Source organism: Vibrio owensii (genome assembly GCF_002021755.1).
GTDB classification, from domain to species: Bacteria; Pseudomonadota; Gammaproteobacteria; order Enterobacterales; family Vibrionaceae; genus Vibrio; species Vibrio owensii.
The window spans coordinates 1317934-1343627 of sequence record NZ_CP019960.1; the positions used below are offsets into that span (position 1 = coordinate 1317934).

Here is a 25694-nt window from a genome sequence, read left to right on the forward strand (position 1 = left end):
TTGCAGTGTTTACTTAATCTATGCCAACGAACTTCATTTCATGGTTATAAATCAGCGTTCATTTCGCACAATTTTCAAGCATTCTACACTCGCATTGTCACTTTTCGCTTCAGTGCCTACTTTTGCGGCTGAGAAAATCTGTGCCATATACCCTCATTTAAAGGATTCATACTGGTTGTCAGTAAACTATGGAATGGTTTCCGAAGCGGAAAAACTCGGTGTTGACCTTCGTGTTCTCGAAGCGGGCGGCTACCCGAACAAAACTCGTCAGGAACAACAACTCGCTCTGTGTACCCAATGGGGGGCAGACGCCATAATTCTTGGCACCGTAGATCCTCAAGCCTATGAGCACAATCTACAAAGTTGGGTCGGTAAGACGCCTGTTTTTGCCACCGTCAATCAACTTGACCTCGACGAAGAGCAAGCAAAGTTACTCAAAGGCGTTGTCGGTGTTGACTGGTACTGGATGGGCTATGAAGCGGGTAAATACCTTGCAGAGAAACACCCGAAAGGATCAGGAAAAACCAATATCGCTCTTTTGTTGGGCCCTAGAACCCGTGGTGGAACAAAGCCTGTCACAACTGGTTTTTACGAAGCCATTAAAGACAGCGACATCCGCATCGTCGATTCTTATTGGGCAGATAACGACAAAGAGCTTCAGCGTAACCTTGTGCAACGTGTCATTGATATGGGCAACATTGATTATATTGTTGGCAGCGCAGTAGCGATTGAGGCTGCCATCAGCGAGTTGCGCAGTGCAGAAAAGACCGAGGAGATTGGTTTGGTTTCTGTGTACCTAAGTCATGGTGTCTATCGTGGCTTGTTGCGCCACAAAGTTTTATTCGCACCAACAGACAAAATGGTGGAACAAGGTCGCCTTTCTGTCATGCAGGCAGTCCACTACTTGCGTCATCAACCGTATGAAAAACACGCGTCTCCAACCATTAAAGCGCTGACACCAAAGACGCTTCATGACGACACAATTGAAGATTCGTTATCTCCGTCAGAATATAGGCCTACATTCAGCGTTAAGGCTGTTGATTGATGGGCAAAAAACGTGTTTTATTGGATGCAGCGAATTTAAAATCATAAAAACGGAAATAACTTGATGCAAAAAACAACTCGTACCATGCCAGCGCACAAACATGTGGCATTGGTTGCCCACGATAACTGCAAACCTGAATTGCTTCGTTGGGTAAAAGAGAACAAAGAGAAGCTGCAAAGCCACTTCTTGTACGCGACCGGTACAACGGGTCACATGCTGAGCAAAGAAACTGGCCTTGCAATCAAGAGCATGATCAGTGGCCCAATGGGTGGCGACCAACAACTTGGCGCTTTGATTTCTGAAGGCAACATTGACGTGCTTGTGTTCTTCTGGGATCCACTGAATGCTGTACCTCATGACCCTGATGTAAAGGCCCTACTGCGTATTGCAAGCGTATGGAATATTCCTGTAGCAACGAACCGTGCGACTGCTAAATTCCTATTCAACTCTCCGCTGATCGACCAAGAAGTGGATATTGAAGTACCAGACTACGAAGCATACCTTGCTGAGCGCACGTAATTCCTATTAACGACGCTTCCAAATACAACAAAGGCGATACTCAGTATCGCCTTTGTTTTACCCAAGTAATGGGAAGGTATTATCTTGAAGTAACAATCGGATAGTCGCCATTCACCAGTTCTTGTACAAAAGCAGAACCTGCACCTGTGTGGGTGATCCAAACCTTCTCTTTCGCACGAGTCAACGCAACATAGAATAAACGACGCTCTTCTGCATACGGGTATTTGTCTTTCGACTCACTCAATGCCCCATCGATATGTGCTTGCTTCTTCTTCGCTGGGAATTGACCTTCATCCACCGACAGAATAATCACAAAGTCCGCTTCTCTACCCTTACTCGCATGACACGTCATAAAACGAATCTCAAGGTTCGGGAAACGCTTTAACCAATCGTCATATAGATCGGGTTTGTGATAATGGTTTCGCCCTAACAACAGCACCGACTTGGTTTTCTTCGCTTGTTGATTGAGCTGGTCAAGAATCTTCTCAACTTGGTTGCTCGGCGCAGTATGCACACTCTTCTGTTTACGTTGCTTGTGGCTGTTAAGCGTCTTCGGCAACTGAGATGGGTTCTCTTGGACAAAAGTATTCGCCACATCACCAATTTGGTTGTTGAAGCGATACGTCGTGTCTAAGTGATGCACAGTTGAATGTGTAAAACGATCTTGGAAACCTGTCGTCAAATCCACATCTGCGCCTGCGAACTGGTAAATCGCTTGCCAGTCATCACCTACTGCAAACAGAGTCGCGCCAGTTTGCTTCTCGGTTGATGCACATAACGCTTCAATCAACGCTAAGCGGTCTGGTGAGATGTCTTGGTATTCGTCCACCATGATAAAGCGCCAAGGTGAGATAAATTTACCTTTCGTCACGTAATCTGTTGCGCGGCTGATCATGGTTGGAAAATCAACCTGATTGGTTTCCTTAAGCATCTTTTGCCACGCACTAAAACATGGCCAACAAAGTGCTAGCTCACTGTTCAAACGCGTGTAATCTTGATGATTCACAAGCTTTTCTTGAACTTGTTTCTTAGTTAAGCCAACCGCAGCCAATTGCGAAAGTTGGTTGTCGAGCCAAGCGATCAGTTTCGGGTTTTCTGAGTGGCTACCAAGCTCATCATCACCTTTCAAGTAGGCAATTGGCCATTTATCTAAATGCTTTTGCCAGCGCTTAAAGTTGGTTGGCGTCATCCAATGCTTCTTGAGCCAATCAATGCACCATGCTGAGCGTTGATTGTCGTCCAAAGCAAGCGGGCTAATTTCAACCGGTTGAGGTTCAACTTGATTAAGGATGCGCAAGCCAAGTTGGTGGAAAGTATTCACTCGCACGTTTTCTGCCGCGAGCCCCACTTTATCGACCAATCGCTCTTTCATTTCTTTTGCGGCATCACGACCAAATGCCAACATCAATAACTCTTCTGCCTGCGCTTGGTGGCTCTGAAGTAAATACGCCACACGAGCGGTCAGCACACTGGTTTTACCGGAACCCGCTCCTGCAAGCACAAGGTTATGATCATCATTGAGCAGCACAGCATGCTGTTGAGAAAGGTTAAGCGGTGAAGACTCGATACGGCTGAACAGAACTTCCCAGTTTGGACGTTCATTCTCTAGCCATTCATGGTTACGTTCACTCAAGGTCTGAGAAGTCTCAGACAACCATGGTTCAATCTCCGCCATACGCTTAGGCATACGCATTTTCGCTTCGACCAAGCTGGTTTTGATTTCAACAAGTTCGCCGTTAAGTTGGTCGACCCAATTTTGCACTCTCGAGTGCGAGAGATAAGCTGGAAGATGCTTGAGTTGATACAATTCGTCTTCCCACTTAGGGAGGTATTCAGCAAGTTTTCGGCACTGGTTGTTGTGCCAGTCTTGATATTGACGAACCGCTTCGACCGCAAATTTACGACATTGTGGCCAAGGCAAACCTTGCACTAACCAGCTTTGCTGCTTGCCATCTTGTTCATGAGCGAAAAACTGCAGAGAGCTCCAGAGCAAACCGCGTTTAACGCCAACTTTGCCATTCCAAATCGTAAATGGAATGTGCTCTTCACTGCCGACTGAACTTAATAAAACACTGTTTTCTTTTATTTCGACTTGGTAATACTCATTTTGAATAAAAAACTGTGCTTTATTGGTGGCAGTAAGCTGCATGAAAGGTGCGCCTTTTGATAGAGAAGTTCTCGTTTTATATCATTTTAGTCAGTTAAATTGTAGCGATGGATGAAGCACAAATCGCCTTCTGTCGGTATTCTTAATTAAAATTCACATTACTGTTGAATTTGTGAACAGTGGTTCGTTCATGAATCTCTCACAACGAGTTAAGTCAATGACAATTCTGTTGATTTCCTGAGCAAGTGACGTTTTTTATTAAATTAGGTCATAAACACGCTATAGTGAGTTTGTTAAAATTCTCCTGTTTTCCACCGGCAACGAAAGGCGCATCGTGCAAGCTGCTTTAAAACTTCGCCTCTATTGGGCAAACAAAACCATTAACTACAGCATTCTGATTCTTATCACCCTTTTAGGCGTGGTGATTCCTGCTTGGTATTTTAAGCAACATACCTTGATTACTCCTCTTATCTTAGGCGTGATTGCAGCTGCTTTGGCTGAGAGCGATGACAGTTTCACGGGCAGGATAAAAGCGCTCATTCTTACCTTTATCTGTTTCGCCGTCGCTGCTTTCTCAATTGAGATCTTATTTGATACACCATGGGCTTTTGCCATCGGCCTGTTTGTCTCGACGTTCGGCTTTATTATGCTTGGCGCTATTGGACCTAAATACGCCAGCATCGCGTTTGGCTCTTTATTGATCGCCATCTACACCATGCTTGGCGCTCATGAAAGCACCAATATTTGGTTCCAACCATTGCTGCTCTTGACTGGTGCGGCGTGGTACTACTTCATGTCGATGATTTGGCAGATGTTCTGGCCACTTCAACCTGTTCAACAAAGCTTAGCAACGGTGTTCTTACAAATCGCCAACTACCTTGATGCCAAAGCGAAGCTGTTCCACCCTGTCACGAACCTAACTCCGCAACCTATGCGTATCGAGGCGGCAAAATTAAATGCTGCGACCGTTAATGCACTGAATGCTTGTAAAGCAACGCTGTTAAGCCGTTCTAAGCGCGGTCATATCGATGGGCCAAGCGACCGCTTCCTTAATATTTACTTTATTGCGCAAGACATCCACGAGCGCGTGAGCTCAAGCCACTATCGATACCAAGATTTGGCTACCGAATTTGAGCGCTCAGACGTTTTGTTCCGCTTTAAGTACTTACTGGAATCTCAAGCGCAAGCTTGTCGCGATATTGCTCATGCGATTCGATTAGGCAACGAGTACACTCACACAGACCAATCAATTCTTGCATTGGCAGAGCTACAAAACTCTTTGGGCTACTTGGAAGAACAAGAACAAAGCCATTGGAAGCGCTTATTGGCTCAGCTTACTTACCTGTTCAATAACCTAGCGACGGTAGAAAAACAGCTCAGCAATATTAATAACCCAGACGCAGAGCGCCTCGAAGAAGATGTGCTGGATGATACGAATCCACATACGCTGAAAGCCATGTGGCAACGCATCTCAGCGAATTTACACAAAGATTCGATGCTGTTCCGCCACGCACTACGCATGTCGATTGCCCTAACTGCTGGTTACGGAATTATCCAAGCATTCGACATTGACCGTGGTTACTGGATTCTGCTTACCACGCTATTTGTTTGCCAACCTAACTACAGCGCAACACGACAAAAACTTACCGCCCGCGTTATCGGAACACTTGCAGGTTTGTTGATAGGCGTGCCCCTGCTGACCTTCTTCCCTTCTCAAGAGAGCCAGTTAGTCTTCATTGTCATCTCTGGGGTGATGTTCTTTGCGTTTCGCATCAACAACTACGGTTATGCCACCGGCTTTATCACCCTACTCGTGTTGTTCTTGTTCAACCAATTAGGTGAAGGTTACGCTGTAGTACTGCCTCGACTTGCTGATACCTTGATTGGCTGTGTGCTGGCGGTTGGCGCCGTTTTAGTCATTCTGCCGGACTGGCAATCTAAGCGCCTGCATAAAGTGATGTCCGACGCGATAGATGCCAATAAGCAATACCTTGGTCAGATCATCGGCCAGTATCGGATTGGTAAGAAAGATAACCTCAGCTACCGAATCGCTCGTCGTCAGGCACACAACACTGATGCCAACCTCTCTTCCGCGATCAGCACCATGTTGGCGGAGCCGGGTAAATATCGAACGGCAGTGGATGAAAGTTTCCGTTTCTTAACGTTGAATCATGCAATGTTGAGTTATATCTCAGCATTAGGTGCGCATCGGACTCGGATTGACGATGAATCCATCCACCAGCTTGTTCTTGATGCTCATCGATGTATTCACCAGCATTTGGATGTATTACATCAACAATTGCATCACAACAGCGAAGAGTGTGATTTGTCGTCGATCGACGATACCAATTTGGAACAACGCCTGAATGAATGGCGTGATGAAGATGATCATTCTGCGCGAATGGTGCTTCAGCAATTGCACCTCATCTACCGCATGCTGCCTGAGCTACACTCTCTTGCTTCTAAGTTTGCCGTTCGTGTGAACTAAACAAGCCTCTTGAACCAACGAGGCATATTAAAGGGGTAGACTATGATTCTACCCCTTTATGATTACCGCCTTTATTCATAGGAAAAGTCTTACAAGTTACTTGAGGCTTACTGACATTACTCGGACAAAAAAACACCATTCAAAAACTAACCTAAGAATATTAGAACATTCTTTAATTGTGACCATGGAGGTCGCTGAGGTGGGTGGATGAAGGAGAAGCCCAAGAAATGTGAGGAGATCGAAATGACTACTCAACAGTTTAATGAACTGAGACAAAAGATTAATGAGCTGACAGCGAGCCAATTAAAGTCGCTTCAGGGTGACATTAGTCAATCGCTTAACAAAAAGGAAAGCCCGCTTCTTTCTAACGAAGAACGCGATATGCTTTCAAAACTGTTTGCATAATCAAACCGTTCGAATAAAGAACTTGCACGAAATTGCAACACTTCCTATGCTATCAAAAGCATAACAAGTGAGAGAGTTAACATGCCAGTATCAGGAATACAGTCCGGATATAATATGATTCAGCTGTCGCAGAAGATGGCTGAAGGTGCTGCGCATGAAATTCAACAAGACTTTGTGAAAGAAAACGATTTAGCGTTTAACAAAGTCGACCTCGTCAAAGACAACGAGCTTAATTTCAATAAAGTCTCCTCTGAATTGCCTTCAAACCCAATCGAACCGCTCGTTAACTTAACTCAAGCTGCAAGCTATAATCGAATCGGTGCATCGGTTGTTGATAAGAACAATGAAGTGATCGGCAGCCTACTCGACATTCACGTTTAAACAACGCTTCAAATATCAATCAGCACACTGCTTTTTATATCAGACACAAAAAAGCGCGATAACTCTATGAGCTATCGCGCTTTTGCTTTTAGGCTACGTTAACCATTGGCAAGCACATTATTGTTTAGAAGCGACTCAACGATCTCGTTCGAACTCAGACCGTTAAAGTCCAGCGCATCACCTAAGTGTTCAACCACAATAGTTTGGTGGACATTGGTGTCTGTTGTGATGTTTAACGATACCGCCTCAGTAGATGCATCGTAGTCTGCCGAAATGTGGCTAAGCAGATCATCCATATCGATCATTGGATTATTAAGATCAGAGATGACCTCACGCAAATCGATACTGTCTTCGTTCACAGTAAAGTCAGTAATGGTATCTACTGCCCCTTCGTCAACGGAATCCACCGTCCACTTGAAGGTATCGCTGCCGTCACCACCGGTTAGAATATCTGAACCTAGACCACCGATCAGCACATCATCACCATCGCCACCTACGATAAGGTCGTCACCTTCCCCACCAATTAAGTTAATACCTGTGTCTCCACCAACTAGGTAGCTGTCGTCTGTTGCGCTTGACTGATCAATATCGTCGTTATCGCCGCTCACATCCAAACTAATTTGGACAGGCGAAGACTGCGCTTCATCACCATTAGATTCTGTTGATATCGCAGTAACCGAAATATCGTAAGAACCGATATCAATACCACTGTTGGTGTCCGTCGCCACAATTTCTAGCGTATCAATTTCATCGCTTGGTACTGTCCAAGTGGTGCCATCGAAGCTAATGCCTGATGGAGAAACTCCGCTTGTCACCTCTGCACTAGCAGGTACACCCGTTAGTTCCAGTGAAAGTACCTCGTCAATGTCAGTCAACGCCGCCATGATGCCCACAATTGCAAGGCCTTGGCTGCTCGCGGTTTGGCTAGCAGCAATTTGACGAACGTAGTTAAACTGAGGATCGATACCCAGTGTTGGGGCATCAGCCACAGGATTCACATTGATAGTGAAGTCTTGATTCGCCTCCAATGCTGTACCCGATGCATTTTCAAAGTACACGCCGTTGTCTTCGACTTTCACCGATAAGGTGATTGAAGCGGCATCCACGTCTCCTGCATCCACAAATACGCCCTCAGAAGCATCTGTCGCACCAAGAACGGAGTTAATGTTATCTGGTGTACCCATTAGGATAATTTCACCAAACATACCCGCACCTACAGTGACACCACTGCCTGCCGGCGGCTCAACACGAACGTCACCTTCAGTCACCGCTAGAGTCACCGTCATGATTTCGTTCGCCTGTGCACCAGTGAAGTCGATGTCGCTGACACTAATACCAGTAATTTTCTGGCCATCGGCTTCGTTGATCGTATCCGTTACCGACGTTGCTGTGATTTCAGGTGCGTCATTGGTCGCTTCAACATTCAACACCGCTGTGCCCGCAATTGTGATTGGGTCTGGCGCACCGTTAGTGGTTCCGTCATCTGTGATTTCATAAGTGAAATTAACGTCACCAAAGAAGTCTGCAGCAGGTTCAAACGTCCATTCTGTAGCATTGACTTGCGTTAACGTACCCGCCGAAGGATCAGCCAGAGCAACATTACTAATGGTCAAGTTGTCCGATTCAGGGTCGCTCGCATTACTCAGAAGCTCTGTCGCAGTAATCGTCACCGCGCCACCATCTTCTTCCGTACTGCTTAGCGTTACCTCAGATGTTACCGGAGAATCGTTCACCTCGGTGACTTCAAAGGTTGCCGTTCCTGACACTGTCTGAGGATCAGAAGCACCATTCGTCGTACCGTCATCGGTAATGGTGTAAGTCAGATTCACCGTGCCGTTGTAGCCCGGAGCGGGTGTAAATGACCATGTACCTGAGACGTTATCGAAATCCAATGTACCGCTACTTGGGTCGACCAATTGAACGCTACTCACTGTCAACGTGTCGTTCTCAATATCAGAGGCATTCGCCAACAAATCAGCTTGGGTAATCTCAACCGCCGCACTGTCTTCCGCAATATCAGAAAGTGTCACTTCAGACGTTGTTGGTGCATCGTTTACTTCCGTTACATTGAACGACGCGCTGCCATTAACCGATTTAGGATCGGATGCACCATCTGTCGTGCCATCATCTGTAATGGTGTACGTGATTTCAACTGGACCGTTGTAATCTGGTGCTGGAGTAAACTCCCACTCACCAGTACCGCTGTTGAAAGTAATGCTGCCCGAACTTGGATCGGTTAACTGAACATTGCTAACAGTGAGGTTGTCGTTTTCTACGTCTGTCGCATTCGCAATAAGATCCGCTTCAGAGATAGAGAACACACCACTGTCTTCTTCAATATCCGGTAGCGTCACTGGCGTAGTTTCTGGGGTATCGTTCACCGCTGTCACTTCAATATTGAAGCTGCCGCTGTTGGTATTTAGGGTGTCATCTACCCCACCAATCACAATACCTTCATTGCCTTGGTCATCAACAGTCACGTCCACCTGAACGTCACCAAAGAAGTTCAGGTCTGGATTGAACTCAATCAGGCCGTTTGCAATGGCATTGTTTAGATCGGCCACAGTGCCTTTCAGCTCAACGGAGTCCGTACCATCACCGCTCACTGTTAAGTTGTAAGTAGTGATAAGCGTTGGGTTGAGCTCCAAGATACCGCTGTCTACAGTAACGTTGAGCACGTACTCAGCGTTCGGATCATCTAACACCGCATCAACGTCTGTGATGCTGAAGCCATCAAGCAGTAACGGAGTATCCTCTTGCGTTTCAACATCCACTGTATTCACGAACTCTGGGCGGTCGTTAACAGCTTCTACCTCAACATTAACATCGAACTCTTTTGGTGTGCCTAGGCTTTGGCTTCCATCTAAGCCAGTATCAACCGCCTGCACTTTAAACTCTAATGTGCCATTCCAAGAATTGTCGTTGCGATCGCCTGAGTTAAAGACCACTTTATCCAGATCTTGAGCATCAATCTCTAGAACGAACACACCGCCACCTTGATCGACAAATGCAGTGCCGTCGGTAAGTTCAATGCTTGCACCGTCTGGCACATTCGCGATTTCTACACGAAGTGTTTCTGGATCGTTCTCTTCATAATTCGCACCATCACCAATCGACTCTTGGTTATCGACCACAAGAGCATTGATATTGATTTCAATGTCTTCACCCTCATTACCTGAAACTATGGTATCTGGGTTTACATCAACATCATCACCAATTGGATCAATGATCACTTTGAAGTTGCCAGTGTGTTCCGTAGGTACTTTAAGCAACTCTTCCTGTGTGAAGGCAGTAATGCCAATATCAACTTCACCACTGAAGTTTTTCGGTGGTTGGATTTGAATTGAGCTCAAATCAACAGATGTTTGTGTCAAATCATTCAGTTGAATACTCCACTCACCACCACCGTTGTTTTTCACCGTGTAATCAGGAGAGCTAGAAGTCACAATAAAGTCGGTCGGTAATCCAGTAAGCTTCAAGGAAACAAACTGTTCTGAACCATCATTATCGTTCAGGCTCACCGATACGCCGGAGCCTGACTGCGTCAATGAAATAAGAGTATCTTCATCACCTGTGACAACAATAGGTTGAGAAGGATCAGCACCACTTATCGTAATGTCATCAACTACTGGTGTGATTTCAAACGACACATTATCAGTGAAGGTTCGAACATCGGTATCGTCGCCAGGGTTGGCAAGCGTTGTTTGATCGATGATTGCTGTATCCGTGATCTCCCCTTCGATATTAATTTGAACGGTATTTTGACCGCCACCGACTGGGTAATTCTCTTTCGGCTTGAATAACACTTCATCCAATGCGCCCGCAGCAATTTCAGCAGCACTGAATTCGATACTTGTGCCTAATGGGTTGCCACTCGCGTCAACAAACTCACCTAACGTCGTGTCATCAAGCGTGAGCTTAATGTTGGTGAGCGTCTCTCTGCCCGCTTGCAAGTTATTTCGGTTGTCAGCAAAGTCGACATTCAAGTTGAGCTGAATCAAGCCGTCTTCGTAGCCAATACCATCGTTGGTTGGGACATCATTGTTAAGGTCGTTCACTGGTTGCTTGTCAGCATCTAGGCCGAGCGTACCAGTGATATCGACTGTCACATCTGGTGTCACATTGCTATCAAGAGGTTGATCAACCGAAGAACCTGGGACATCCGCAACTGGCAAGATCTGAACAGGTAGTGACTCTAGCGTAGTGTTTTCATCACCCGATTGAGTATCGGTGGTAACAAACAGAACTGGCAGCGTGAAGTCACCTGCCCAGTCTTCGGCAACACGTAGGGTCAAACCATCGAGGCCAGTAATGTTGCCACTCGCATCAATCGAAGCTTGGAACACGTATTTGCCGTCAACGAAGTCAACATCAGTGCCACCAATAACTAGGCCTGGAGGTACACCAGGTGATGAAGGGTCAATAACCAGCGTTAGGACATCTTCTACGCCATCGGCATTGATGGTGGTGACTTTAGATGACAATTGCGTACCCAAATCAACAGTATTGTCTTCGTTGCCATCAATTTGAACCGTGTTATCAAGGTCAATTTCAGCTGCTACGCTGGTTTGAGGCGTGATATCTGTTGGGAACTCGAGTGTGATGTCAGTCTGACGTTGAACTGTTGCGTCTTCTTCGATCGTATCTTCACCCAAGTCGTTCACTTGTGCGTAGATGGTTAAGCCAATTGAAGAAATACCGTTGTTATCACCGTCGTCGGTGTCATCATTAGGTGTAAGATCCAAACCTGCTGGCGCAATAATCGAGAAGTTCTCTTCATCAGTGATCGTCCAACGGCCATTACCTTCATTCGACGCACCAACAATGATCAACTGGTCGAGTACTTCAGGGGCGATGTTGTCGAATTGCACAACAAGTTGGGTGACCACCTCATCAGACGAGCTATCAAACTCTTGATACTTGATGATGTTGGCACCGGTTTGGCCGCCTGCGCTGCTATTAATGGTGAAATCGATATGGCCTTGAGCATCAGCACGAATCACATCCGTAACCGTTCCATCAGATTCTTCAACCAACAGGCGGGTTTGATCAGAGACTGGACCATTGAGGTCTTCAGGTTCTACAACCGGATTCACTTGAACGTTGACGATGCCATTAATCGTTTCTGAAGCGATACCCTCACCTGGGTTCGCTGAATCAACGTACTCGGCATCGATTTCTTTTACGAGAACTTCCGTACTTAAGCTGAAATCTGTACTGGAATCTGGTTCAAGTTGAACTTGAATGTACCCTCTTTGCGTAACGCGTGAAGAGAAGTCTTGCTCAGATTCATTTACCTCTGGCGATAGTGTAATACTGTCTCCTGTAAGAGTTTGTAATACACCGTCAACATACACAGAACTACCAGGAGGGAAACCACTAATGGTTACTTGAGCATAAAACTCGTCTGTATCCGGACTCTGTGCGTTGGTTGGATCCCAATTAATGTTTATCAGAGCATCTTCATTACCTTCAGACGTAACGACATAGTTGTCCTGAGCATCAATCACAGGCTCAACTTTAATGCGAACTTCTCGCTCAACTTCACGAGTATGACCATCATCTTCCGTGACAATAATGGTTCCTGTGATATGGATATTTTCAGTCGACGAGTTTTCCGGAACGATTTGAATACCAGAATTGAAGTTCAATCCAGTAATGTTCGCCTCATAAATCGGTTCACCATTGTCGTCATAACCCACGAAGGTTAAATCAACACTGCCGCCATCGGCATCCACAACATTCACGCCGTCTGGAATGTTCGACAGGATAACAGTTAAAGATTCAGACCCATCTAACGGCTTATCTTTGAACTCACCAGAAACAACCGAGAAACTGAGTGACGCAGAGCCGTTTTCTGGAATAGTCGTCTCGATACCTGATGTCGTTCCATCGCTAAAGACCTTCCAATCCATATCTTTGTCAAGCAAGATAATGTCTGGGATGTCAGCAACACCTTTAACCGCAACATTAACCGTTTGAGTTCCGAGTGAGAGAACATCTTGAGCTGAGCCAGTAGAAAGCGTAGCGTTATCTTTTACAATCCCTTCAACATCGAATGTGAAGTCATTGTTGCTATGTAACTCAGGAAGCACTTCAACATCCGCCAAATTCGCTTCCGGGATCTCATAATAAAGCACATTACCGCTACCATCCGTCACTGTGGTTATTTGACTTGGATTCACAGTATCCAGCCACACTAACGTAACGCCATTTTCAGAAAAGTTAGAAATACGAACAAACAACTCTTCCGAACCGTCGATATCAACAGATGGTGTCATCGTTATGACTTCGCTCAACTGAAGCGGATCGTGGTCTGTCACAGGGTCGACGGTATCTTGAGTTCGAGCGTTATCCTCAAAAATGTTGATGCGATTCACCACAAAGTCTGCTTGGTCAGCGACAGGGTTAACGTCAATCACAATTTCTTCGGTTTCAGAACGCGCCGTTTCTTTGCCCGTCAGAGGGTTGTTACTCTCAGTCGTAATCGCGGTTACATCTAGCTTAATTTGGCCAGAGAAGTGCTCCGAAGGATCCACTTCAACCTCGTCAATACGACTCGCATCCACTAGGTATTTGCCACCTGCTTCTGGAATAGGTGTACCATCTGAGTAAACCAACGTCGCATTGTCTCCACCCTCGGTAAAAACAAGTTCATATACGATAGACTCTGGGTTACTGATATCTTGCGTGTTCGCTTCAATGTCTAACTCAACATTGTTGCCATCTTCATCAACGGTGTAATCGAAGGTGCTGCTAGCGTTCCACGTTGCAATATCAGCAACCGCATCAACTTCAATATCCAAGCGACCATTAATCGTGTGGTCTGGCGTACCATTGTTAAGAATTTCCACACGGATACGAGGATCGATACCAGAAGCATCAGTTGAGGAATGGCGATCTGGTACAAAGTACAAGTTATCTAGCGAGACAAGCTCACCATTGAATGATTGCTCAACATTTGATGCATCAAGAACAACTGTATTGCCTACAGGTGTTAATTCAATGTAGTTGCCGCTACCGTCTCGATAGTAAAACGTACCGTTGTGAGTATTGGCATCTCGAATAGTGATGTCACCTAGGCTCTCGTTACGATCGATATCATGCAAATCGATAACCAAATCGACTTTCGCCGGCGTCACATCCAAGGTTGATAGGTTATCTTGGGTATTTGCAGAATCCACGCCTGCGACAACACCACCACGACCTTGGTCCTCGAACGCGGTGACGGTTGACGTATTAATCTGCGCGTTACGGTCGGTGATTGAGATATCAACATCTGCATCACTAGTATCACCGTCACCATCGGTTGCAACAACGTTGATGGTGAAATCAATCGAGTCAGTTTCTGTATGGTCAAGATCGTCATTCGGACGGAAAGACACGCGGCCGTCAGTTCGAACAATCAAACGACCGATTTCGGTATCCACTCCGTCAAGAACCTTGTGAACGAACACAACTTGGTTGCTGCCGTTTAAATCAACAGAGTCCGAGTCAACACCGTTTTGCTTGAAGTAAATACCCGAATCATCAGCCGAGAATGACGTCACTTGTGCGCCGTCAGCACCAAGATCATCATCACCTTCTACAGGGTCTCGGAATAAGCGAACCGTGCGGTTTCCTTGTCCCTCAACACGTGAAATAGACGCATCGTACAAGGTTGGGACATCATCGGTAATCGTTACTGGTAAGTTAATACCGGCCGTATCACCATCAACATCGGTCGCGAAGACTGGAAGATCGAGTAGGAGTGTATCTTCGCCTTGGGTTGAGTGGTCTAGCGCACCCTCAAGCGTAAACTTGTAAGAGCCGTCAGCGTTCAAAACTAGCGTGAACACTGAGTTACCATCAGGTGTTTGACCTTGATAAGTAAAGTTGTTGTTGCTTACCGCGGTTTGAACTAACGTTACCGCGAGACCACCTGAAGTGACTCCTGAGATCGGGTTAGAAGTAAGATCCAACTGGTAAGAGACAACTGTATCTGCCCCTTCTACCGTATCGAAATTGCCTGTTGCTTCTAGGCTGTCTTTGTTGGTTGCCTGAGAGCCATTAGCGAGATCATCCTCGTCAACAGCCAAAGCATCTGCTGATGTAATTTCAGGAATGTCATCAACAATGGTGATTGGAAGGTTCAGTGATGATGACGTATCACCATCAAAATCTGTCACTGTAATTGGAATATCAATGACAAGGTTGTTTTCACCTTGAACAGCGTCATGGTCGATTGGTCCCAATAGTTCAAATTGGTAACTGTCGTTATTCGCATCAAGAGACAAGGTGAAGATCTTAGTTGATGTGCCAGTAATGACCGCTTCGTAACTGGTTACACCACCAACCGAGCTCACCACATTCAACTCGATGCTGTTACCGTTCGAAGTTAAGCCAGACACAACGGCATTGAGGTCAGAAACTTGGTAACTGACAATCTCATCCGCACCATCAACGACTTCAAATCCACCAGTTAATACCGTTGAATCGCTACTTGTCGTGTCTGAGCCACCAGCAAGATCATCTTCATCGACTGTTTGTTGGCTAGTGTCTGTCACTTTCACAATCGCAGGAACATCGTCCACCACTGTGATCGGCAAGGTGATATTATTTGAAACATCGCCGTCAAAATCGGTCGCGTTGACTGGGAAGTTGATGACTAACGAGTTTTCATCGTTACCTGCAGGATGATCAAGTGCACCCAACAGTTCAAATTCATAACTGTCTGCTGAACCATTTAGCGTCAGTTTAAAGACGGTGTCCGTCGTACCTTGTACATAAGCTCGGTACTCAATCACACCGTTTGAATTTGAAAACTCAACCAACTCAAGCGGTTGACCACCTGAGGTAAGTCCAGATACAGGTGACGTCAAGCTATCCAACTGGAAGCTAACGATAGAATCGGCACCATCCGTAACGTCAAAGTTGCCACCAATGATATTGGATTCTGGCGTGTCGTCCGAACCTTGGCTTGGAATATCATCCTCATCCACAGACAAGCTACTACCAGAACTAATAGCATCAATGGTTGGCTTGTCATCTACGATCGTCACTGGCAAGGTCGCAGTGATGGTATCGTTGTCGCCATCCGTGATCTTCACAGGTAGATTCAACAAAATTTCATCAGAGTTAACCGCGTGATCTAACTGACCAGATAACTCAAAGTCGTATTTACCATCTTGATGAAGTGTCAACGTGAAGACCGTCACTCCACCCGGTGTTTGTCCCACGTAAACAAGCGCGTCAGCAGTTGAAGCGCCAACGTCTTGAGACAGCGTTACCTCTTCTCCACCCGATTTCAGATTCGGGATAGGATTTGAGCTTAGATCCAATTCGAAAGCATCAATACCATCTGCGCTAGTGACTTCGAACTCACCTGATACCGTTAATGGCTCTTTAGTTCCATCCGAACCAAAAGGTAAGTCATCCTCGTCGACACGTAGACTTTCAATATTGGTAACAACTGGAACATCGTCCACAACGGTAATTGGCAATGTGAAGGCTGGTGAAGTATCACCATCATTATCTGTCGCCGTCACAGGGAGGTTAATAACAATCTCGTTTTGCTGATTACCATCTGGATGATCAAGCGGCTTCTGTAAATCGAACTCGTAGGTGTTGTTCGTTGCATCCAACGTCAGTTCGAACACCACTTCAGCAGGATTGCCAGCGACACCTTGGTATACGTTCACGCCGTTTGCGCTAGAAGACAGAACTAAGGTGATAGCTTCACCATCTGAAGTCAGTGACGCAACAGGCGTGGTCAGGTCATTCAGCTGAATAGAAGCAACTTGGTCAGCACCTTCGGTGATATCAAAAGTACCTGAAATAACAGTATCTTCTGCACTTGCAGCATCCGTGCCTGCTGGTAGGTCATCTTCATCAACGGTTTGTTCGCTGCCCGCTAGTAAACCATCAATGGTCGGAACATCATCCACAACCGTAATTGGTAAGGTGATGTTGTTCGACACGTCTCCATCAAAGTCAGTCGCGTTTATCGGTAAATTGATGACCAGTTCATTTTGGCCATCAGCATTTGGATGATCGAGAGGAGCAAGCAAATCGAACGTGTAGCTATCATCAGAAGCATCGAGAGTCACACGGAATGCTGGTGTCGTCGTGCCATCAATACGAGCTTCGTAAACTGAAACGCCACCTGCGTTTGATACTTCAACCATAACCAGTGATTGACCGCCAGAGGTCAGGCCCTGTACTGGCGTCGTCAGGTCAGAAACGCTGTACTCAACAATGCCATCAGAGCCATCAGTCGCGATGAAGTTACCTGCAATGCTGTTCGACTGCGTACCATCAGATCCGACTGTTGGGATATCGTCCTCGTCAACCGTTTGCACACTTGTTGCTTCGATGCCACCAAGTGTCGGTTTGTCATCAACGATCTTGACAGGAATTGTCTCAGCAGACGTGTCGCCATCAAAGTCGGTTGCGATGATTGGGAAGTTCAGCGTCAGCTCGTCACTATCTACCGCGTGGTCGATTGGACCTTCTAGCGTGAAGTTATAAGAGCCATCGGTATTCACTGTCAGCGTAAAGACCGCTTCAGTCCCCGCTGCCGCTTCGTAAGTAAAGCTACCATCGCCGTTTGCGGTTTCCGTCAGTGTGACTGCCACGCCTTGTGATGTGAGTCCAGCTACAGGTGTTGCAGAAGCATCGAGCTGATAGCTCACCACTCGGTCCGAGCCTTGTGTGGTGGTGAAGTTGCCGTCGATTGAAATCGGGTCAGTTTGGTCTGAGCCAATCGTACCTAAATCATCCTCATCAACGGTAATCGCATCAACATCGGTAATAGTTGGCTTATCGTCCACGATGGTGACTGGGATCGTTTCTGTGGTGGTATCACCATCAAAATCCGTTGCGATGATTGGGAAGTTCAGTGTCAGTTCATCACTGTCTACCGCATGGTCGATTGGACCTTGCAGCGTGAAGTTGTATGAACCATCCGTATTAACGGTCAGCGTAAATACTGCTTCAGTTCCTGCTGTCGCTTCATAAGTGTAGCTACCGTCGCCGTTTGCAGTTTCAGTCAGCGTGACGGCCACACCTTGTGATGTTAGACCGTCAACAGGCGTTGCAGCAGCATCCAATTGGTAGCTTACTACCCCATCAGAGCCTTGCGTTGTAGTGAAGTTGCCATCGATTGAAATTGGGTCTGAGCCGTCGGAGCCAATCGTCGCTAAGTCATCTTCATCCACGCGGATTGCGTCTACGTCAGTGATGGTTGGTTTATCATCAACGATGGTGACAGGTAACATCTTCGATGAGGTGTCGCCATCAAAGTCTGTTGCGAGAATCGGGAAGTCGATTTGCAGACTGTCGCTATTCACCGCATGGTCTAGTGGGCCCTGCAGAGTAAAGGTGTAGCTGCCATCTGGCTTCACCACCAATTCAAATACGGCATTGCCATCTGCTGTGGCAGTGTAAGTAAAGCTGCCATCACCATTTGTTGTCTCAGCAAGTACGACAGGCTCACCATGAGAGGTTAACCCTGCTACTGGATCTGATGTTGCATCAAGCTGGTATTTCACAACACTGTCCGAGCCTTCCGTTGTGGTGAAAGAACCCGACATGAACGCATCATCGTTTTGGTCTGAGCCAATTGTTGCGAGATCATCTTCATCCACCGTAAGTGGAACAACGTTGTCAATGGTTGGAACGTCATCAGTAATCGTGACGGGAATGGTCGCGGTCGTCGTATCGCCATCAAAATCTGTTGCAATGATTGGGAAGTTCAGAACTAATTCATCGCTGTTTAACGCATGATCCACCGGACCTTCTAGACGGAAGTTGTATGTGCCGTCTGCATTCACGTTCATGGTGAAGACAGGATTGCCATCCGCGGTAGCCACGTAAGTAAAGCTGCCATCGACATTCGCAGTCTCTACCAAAGTAACAGGCTCACCTTGGGAGGTTAATCCCGAAACAGGATCAGAAGTTGAATCAAGTTGGTAGCTCACCACTCGGTCTGAGCCTTGAGTAGTCGTAAACGCGCCTTCAACAAACACAGCGTCAGTTTGGTCTGAGCCAATGCCTGATAAATCATCTTCATCAACAGCCAGAGGCACAACATTATCGATGATTGGCGCATCATCCGTGATCGTGACTGGAATGGTCGCCGAAGTCGTATCACCATCAAAGTCGGTGGCAATAATTGGGAAATCAATCGTCAGGCTGTCGCTGTTGGCGGCATGGTCAATCGGGCCTTGCAGCGTAAAGTCGTACGTACCATCTGTTGCGACATTCAACGTGAAGACAGGATTGCCGTCAGCGGTGGCCACATAGGTAAAACTGCCGTCACCATTCGCGGTTTCCACCAAGGTAATCGCCTCACCTTGAGATGTCAGCCCAGCAACAGGATCTGCTGTTGAATCCAGTTGGTAGCTCACCACTCGGTCAGAGCCTTGTGTGGTCGTAAACGCGCCTTCAACGAACAGATCGCCGCCTGGGTCTGAGCCCACACCGCTAAGGTCGTCTTCATCGACACTCAACGCATCCACCGCTGTAATGGTCGGTACATCATCAACAATCGTGACTGGAATGGTTTCAGTAACGGTGTCGCCATCAAAGTCGGTTGCGATAATTGGGAAGTTAAGTGTCAACTCGTCGCTATCAACCGCGTGATCAATCGGCCCTTCTAGCGTGAAGTTGTAAGATCCATCAGTATTCACTGTCAGCGTAAAGACCGCTTCAGAGCCCGCGGTTGCTTCGTAGGTAAAGCTGCCATCACCGTTTGCAGTTTCAGTTAATGTGACCGCCACACCTTGCGATGTTAAACCGTCAACTGGTGTTGATGAGCCATCTAACTGGTAGCTCACCACTCGGTCTGAACCTTGTGTGGTGGTGAAGTTACCATCAATAGAAATTGGATTGCTTTGGTCTGAACCGATTGACGCTAGGTCATCTTCATCAACCGTAATGGCATCTACGTCAGTAATAACTGGCTTATCGTCCACGATGGTGACCGGGATAGTGGCATTTGTGGTGTCACCATCAAAGTCGGTTGCGATGATTGGGAAGTTGAGCGTCAACTCGTCGCTATCAACAGCATGATCAATTGGCCCTTCTAGCGTGAAGTTGTAAGAGCCATCAGTATTCACTGTCAGCGTAAAGACCGCTTCAGTCCCCGCTGTCGCTTCGTAAGTAAAGCTGCCATCGCCGTTTGCGGTTTCCGTCAGTGTGACTGCCACGCCTTGTGATGTGAGTCCAGCTACTGGTGTTGCAGAAGCATCGAGCTGATAGCTCACCACTCGGTCCGAGCCTTGTGTGGTGGTGAAGTTGCCATCGATTGAAATCGGGTCAGTTTGGTCTGAGCCAATCGTACCTAAATCATCCTCATCAACGGTAATCGCATCAACATCGGTAATGGTCGGTTTATCATCCACGATGGTGACTGGGATCGTTTCTGTGGTGGTATCACCATCAAAATCCGTTGCGATGATTGGGAAGTTCAGTGTCAGTTCATCACTGTCTACCGCATGGTCGATTGGACCTTGCAGCGTGAAGTTGTATGAACCATCCGTATTAACGGTCAGCGTAAATACTGCTTCAGTTCCTGCTGTCGCTTCATAAGTGTAGCTACCATCGCCGTTTGCGGTTTCAGTCAGCGTGACGGCCACACCTTGTGATGTTAGACCGTCAACAGGCGTTGCAGCAGTATCTAATTGGTAGCTTACTACCCCATCAGAGCCTTGCGTTGTAGTGAAGTTGCCATCGATTGAAATTGGATCTGAGCCGTCGGAGCCAATCGTCGCTAAGTCATCTTCATCCACGCGGATTGCGTCTACGTCAGTGATGGTTGGTTTATCATCAACGATGGTGACAGGTAACGTCTTCGATGAGGTGTCGCCATCAAAGTCTGTTGCGATAATCGGGAAGTCGATTTGCAGACTGTCGCTATTCACCGCATGGTCTAGTGGGCCCTGCAGAGTAAAGGTGTAGCTGCCATCTGGCTTCACCACCAATTCAAATACGGCATTGCCATCTGCTGTGGCAGTGTAAGTAAAGCTGCCATCACCATTTGTTGTCTCAGCAAGTACGACAGGCTCACCATGAGAAGTTAACCCTGCTACTGGATCTGCTGTTGCATCAAGCTGGTATTTAACAACGCTGTCCGAGCCTTCAGTTGTGCTGAAAGAACCCGACATGAACGCATCATCGTTTTGGTCTGAGCCAATTGAAGCGAGATCATCTTCGTCCACCGTAAGTGGAACAACGTTGTCAATGGTTGGAACGTCATCAGTAATCGTAACTGGAATGGTCGCGGTCGTCGTATCGCCATCAAAGTCTGTTGCAATGATTGGGAAGTTCAGAACTAATTCATCGCTGTTTAACGCATGATCAATCGGCCCTTCTAGACGGAAGTCATATGTACCGTCTGCATTCACGTTCATGGTGAAGACAGGATTGCCATCCGCGGTAGCCACGTAAGTAAAGCTGCCATCGGCGTTCGCAGTCTCTACCAAAGTAACAGGCTCTCCTTGAGAAGTTAAACCTGAAACAGGATCAGCCGTTGAATCAAGTTGGTAGCTCACCACTCGGTCTGAACCTTGAGTAGTCGTAAACGCGCCTTCAACAAACACAGCGTCAGTTTGGTCTGAGCCAATACCTGATAAATCATCTTCGTCTACAGCCAGAGGCACGACATTATCAATGATTGGTGCATCATCCGTAATCGTGACTGGAATGGTTGCCGAAGTCGTATCACCATCAAAATCGGTGGCAATAATTGGGAAATCAATCGTCAGGCTGTCACTGTTAGCTGCATGGTCAATCGGGCCTTGCAGCGTAAAATCGTAAGTGCCATCTGTTGCTACATTCAACGTGAAGACAGGATTGCCGTCAGCGGTCGCAACATAAGTAAAGCTGCCGTCGCCATTCGCGGTTTCCACCAAGGTAATCACCTCACCTTGAGACGTTAGCCCCGCAACAGGATCAGCCGTTGAATCCAGTTGATAGCTCACCACTCGGTCAGAGCCTTGAGTGGTGGTAAACGCCCCTTCAACGAACAGATCGCCGCCTGGGTCTGAACCCACACCGCTAAGGTCGTCTTCGTCGACACTCAACGCATCCACCGCTGTGATGGTCGGTACATCATCAACAATCGTGACTGGAATGGTTTCAGTAACGGTGTCGCCATCAAAGTCGGTTGCGATAATTGGGAAGTTAAGTGTCAACTCGTCACTATCAACCGCGTGATCAATCGGCCCTTCTAGCGTGAAGTTATAAGAGCCATCAGTATTCACAGTCAAAGTAAATACAGGGTTGCCACCCGCTGTCGCTTCATAAGTGAAACTGCCGTCACCGTTTGCGGTTTCTGTTAGCGTTACCGCTACACCTTGCGATGTTAAACCGTCAACTGGTGTTGATGTGCCATCGAGTTGGTAGCTCACCACTCGGTCTGAACCTTGTGTGGTGGTGAAGTTGCCATCAATAGAAATTGGATTGCTTTGGTCTGAGCCAATTGACGCTAGATCATCTTCATCAACCGTAATGGCATCCACGTCAGTAATAACTGGCTTATCGTCCACGATCGTCACTGGGATAGTGGCATTTGTGGTATCGCCATCAAAGTCTGTCGCGATGATTGGGAAGTTCAGTGTCAAATCGTCGCTATCAACAGCATGATCAATTGGCCCTTCTAGCGTGAAGTTATAAGAGCCATCAGTATTCACTGTCAGCGTAAAGACCGCTTCACTCCCCGCCGTCGCCTCGTAAGTAAAGCTGCCATCACCGTTTGCGGTTTCAGTCAGCGTGACGGCCACGCCTTGAGATGTAAGGCCATCAACTGGTCTTGAAGAAGCATCGAGCTGATAGCTCACCACTCGATCAGAGCCTTGTGTAGTAGTGAAGTTGCCATCGATTGAAATCGGGTCAGTCTGATCTGAGCCAATCGTACCTAAATCATCTTCATCAACGGTAATCGCATCGACGTCGGTAATGGTTGGCTTATCATCCACGATGGTAACAGGCAATACGATTTGGCTTGTGTCACCATCGAAATCAGTAGCAATAACATTAAAATCGAGGGTTAAGCTGTCGCTATTTGCCGCATGGTCGATTGGACCTTGCAGTTCAAAACTGTACGAGCCGTCGGTATTCAAAATTAATGTGAAAACTGCGCTTCCATTTGCCGTTGCGCTGTAGGTGTAACTGCCGTCTGCATTATGCGTTTCGGCAATGGAGACGGTCTGACCTTGAGATTGCAGGCCATTTAAAGGATCGGCGTTTACATCCAACTGATACTGTACGACGCCATCAGAACCCTGAGTCGTCGTGAACTGACCTTCAACCAGTGTTGGCTGTGATTGGTCAGAGCCTACCGAACTTAAGTCATCTTCATCGACGGTAAGAGCGACAACGTCGTTAATGGTTGGCACATCATCAGCAATGGTAACTGGTAGAACAAGTGAGCTGGTGTCACCGTCAAAGTCCGTTGCGACAATATTGAAGTCTAGAGTTAAGCTATCACTACCCACAGCATGATCGATTGGCCCTTCAAGGGTAAATGAATAAGAACCGTCAGGGTTCACTTGTAAGGTGAAGATAGCGTCCCCTTCTGCCGTTGCAGAATAGGTAAAGCTGCCATCTGAGTTGGTTGTTTCCGTCAGAGAGATAGATCGACCCTGAGATTCCAACCCATTGAGTGGATCAGTGCCGCTTTCTAATTGATAACTTACAACACGGTCTGAGCCCTGAGTCGTCGTGAAACTGCCTTGCGCTAGCACAGAGTCGCTTTGATCGGAGCCTATGCTTGATAAATCATCTTCATCGACGGCTAGTGCCTCAACGCCATCAATCGAAGGAACGTCATCTTGAACTTGAATGACAATTTGCGCTGCTTCTGGTGTGTTCGAACCGTCGGTAATCGAGGAACGGTCACCATCCGCATCTACCGCGTAAACTGGCAGTGAGAAAGTAAGCGAGTCATCGTTAGCACCCGTATGGTCAAGTTGTTCATACAAGTTGAATTGGTATTCGCCCAATGCAGGTGCATCAATCGCCACATCAAATACGGTAATACGCACACCATCCAGCTCGATGAAGCCTTCGTAAGTACGTACGCCGTTACTCTCGGACGCTACTTCTAGTTGAACAACCTGCCCTTGAGATTGGAGTTCTCCACCAACATTAAACTCTGTAGGTTCCAACTCATAGTGATCAATGATGTCACTACCGACCGCTGTCGTGATCGCCCCAGTACCACTTGTTACTACCGCGCCTTCCTGTGAACCTTGGTCAACCCCCGCCTCATCTAAAGACAATCCCGTCACGTTCTCAATCACTGGATTATCGCCATCAAGGATGGTCATCGTAAAGGTGTTGCTTGCCGTATCTTGGTCAAAGTCGACGATTGTGGTTGGCAAAGAGAGCTCAATCGTATCTTCACCGTTTGTTTGTTCTAACGGCTTAAATTGCTCAAATTGGTAAGTGCCATCTGTGTTCAGACCAATGGTTAAGACGGTTTCATTCGAGCCAGCAATGGACAAGGTGATAGTACTGCCGTCTTCAGAGAGTACCGCTTCTGTCGCCTGATTATCACTCAATAGGCCATCGAATTGACTAAGTCCTTCTTGATTAAACGTGACCGTTGCCAATTGATCACTACCAATATCAACAAAAGTGCCAGTAATTGGTGTGGAAGAAGATTCAACGTTTTCAAAAGTAACGTTTTGCGGCGCAGGATCATCGCCATCAATAACGGTTGTCGTAAAATCAATAGGTGCTTGAATACTGTTACCACCAATATCTGCACCTGTAATATCAAAAGCAATATTGATTTGATCACCGACGATCGATACTTGGCCATCAGCAACAGACGCAACATGGTCAATACCCTGGCTAATCGTGGTAACGACCTCTAACTCTAAATCACGGCCTAGAGATGTCGCTTCGATCTCGATACGAAGCACTTCGTTACCTTCTTGAGTACCGATAATGGCATTTTGCGCTTCGTCATAAACGAACGCTACTGGTTGACCACCAGAGGTAATATCACTGTTAAGCTCAGTTAACAAAGACTCTAAAGAAGACGTTTCGGGTACAAATGAAGCGGTATCAAGTGCAAGATCCCCTGCTTCAACCAGCACACTAGACGAAATGGTTTGCGGGTAGCTTGATAGAGAAATTGAGCCTTCCGTTACTTGAGAAGAGAGAGACTGACCACCGTCAGCAAAAATGGTGATGTCGAGGCCATCAATATCATCATCGGTTTCGGTATCACCGCTTGGAGCCGATGTCTCGAAGAAGGTTGAAGCGAGTACTTCGGGATTGTTGTACTCAATGGTAACAAAGCCCGCATTCGCAGAACCGGAACCACCACCTCCGCCAGGGCCTGCAGCGGTTGCTTCTAAAATGGCGGTAGGGTCGGCACCTTCCAAAATGGCTTGTTGAATCGCAGCCACGTCTTCTGCACCAAACTCAGCGTTTGCCGTTGGGTCAACATTGACTTGTCCGTCAACAGGCGCTTGAACGACCGCTTCCGTCGATGCAGCTTCAGGTGTTGGCGCTGGAATGCACGCCACACAATTCTCGTCGACTAAATAGAGAGAACCTTCCGCTATCACTTCAATCGAAGCGCCATTTTCCGTGATGATTACATCACCCGGAACCAATACATCCCCGACGTTAATCGCCCTAACCTTCCCCTCAAGGTTTAAAGCGTAAACATCCCCTTTGACAGCATCTACTAATACTTCCTGCGGCACAGCTTGTGTACTCATCTGACCCCCGCTAATTGGTCAACGTCT

General features: G+C 46.9%; 7 protein-coding genes. 5 read left to right on the forward strand and 2 right to left on the reverse strand.

The window, feature by feature from the left end; translation table 11 throughout:
- Positions 1–40 precede the first annotated feature (40 nt).
- Both torT and A9237_RS22420 read left to right on the forward strand, forming a co-directional pair.
- Positions 41–1045, forward strand: a complete 1005-nt coding sequence (gene torT, locus A9237_RS22415) for a TMAO reductase system periplasmic protein TorT (RefSeq protein WP_153303280.1) — start codon at positions 41–43, stop codon at positions 1043–1045.
- A 63-nt stretch (positions 1046–1108) separates the two neighbouring features.
- The gene (locus tag A9237_RS22420; RefSeq protein WP_005437764.1) at positions 1109–1564 is read left to right on the forward strand and encodes a methylglyoxal synthase; all 456 of its coding nucleotides are present in this window, start codon (positions 1109–1111) and stop codon (positions 1562–1564) included.
- 79 nt (positions 1565–1643) lie between these two features.
- Here the strand turns inward: A9237_RS22420 and helD are convergent, their stop codons facing one another.
- Positions 1644–3713 (reverse strand): DNA helicase IV, encoded by a 2070-nt coding sequence (gene helD, locus A9237_RS22425; RefSeq protein WP_078609716.1) that lies wholly within the window; start codon positions 3711–3713, stop codon positions 1644–1646.
- A gap of 292 nt (positions 3714–4005) precedes the next feature.
- On the opposite strand from helD, the gene yccS reads away from it, so the two are divergent.
- From yccS to A9237_RS22440, 3 genes are all read left to right on the forward strand, one after another.
- The gene (gene yccS / locus A9237_RS22430) at positions 4006–6159 is read left to right on the forward strand and encodes a YccS family putative transporter (protein ID WP_005437766.1); all 2154 of its coding nucleotides are present in this window, start codon (positions 4006–4008) and stop codon (positions 6157–6159) included.
- A 243-nt stretch (positions 6160–6402) separates the two neighbouring features.
- Entirely contained in the window at positions 6403–6564 is a 162-nt protein-coding gene (locus A9237_RS27420) for a hypothetical protein (protein ID WP_162998341.1), read from the forward strand.
- Positions 6565–6678: 114 nt separating this feature from the next.
- The gene (locus A9237_RS22440; protein WP_005437768.1) at positions 6679–6945 is read left to right on the forward strand and encodes a hypothetical protein; all 267 of its coding nucleotides are present in this window, start codon (positions 6679–6681) and stop codon (positions 6943–6945) included.
- A 98-nt stretch (positions 6946–7043) separates the two neighbouring features.
- On the opposite strand, the gene A9237_RS22445 is transcribed toward A9237_RS22440, so the two are convergent.
- A complete protein-coding gene (locus tag A9237_RS22445) occupies positions 7044–25667 on the reverse strand; it encodes a retention module-containing protein (protein ID WP_078609717.1) in 18624 nt (6207 codons plus the stop codon).
- Positions 25668–25694: the final 27 nt, after the last annotated feature.

Excerpts from the sequence above, each read along its gene's own strand:
- torT (WP_153303280.1), top strand. The coding sequence starts at position 41 with ATGGTTATAAATCAGCGTTCATTTCGCACAATTTTCAAGCATTCTACA.
- A9237_RS22420 (WP_005437764.1), top strand. The coding sequence starts at position 1,109 with ATGCAAAAAACAACTCGTACCATGCCAGCGCACAAACATGTGGCATTG.
- helD (WP_078609716.1), bottom strand. The coding sequence starts at position 3,713 with ATGCAGCTTACTGCCACCAATAAAGCACAGTTTTTTATTCAAAATGAG.
- A9237_RS27420 (WP_162998341.1), top strand. The coding sequence starts at position 6,403 with ATGACTACTCAACAGTTTAATGAACTGAGACAAAAGATTAATGAGCTG.
- A9237_RS22440 (WP_005437768.1), top strand. The coding sequence starts at position 6,679 with ATGATTCAGCTGTCGCAGAAGATGGCTGAAGGTGCTGCGCATGAAATT.
- A9237_RS22445 (WP_078609717.1), bottom strand. The coding sequence starts at position 25,667 with ATGAGTACACAAGCTGTGCCGCAGGAAGTATTAGTAGATGCTGTCAAA.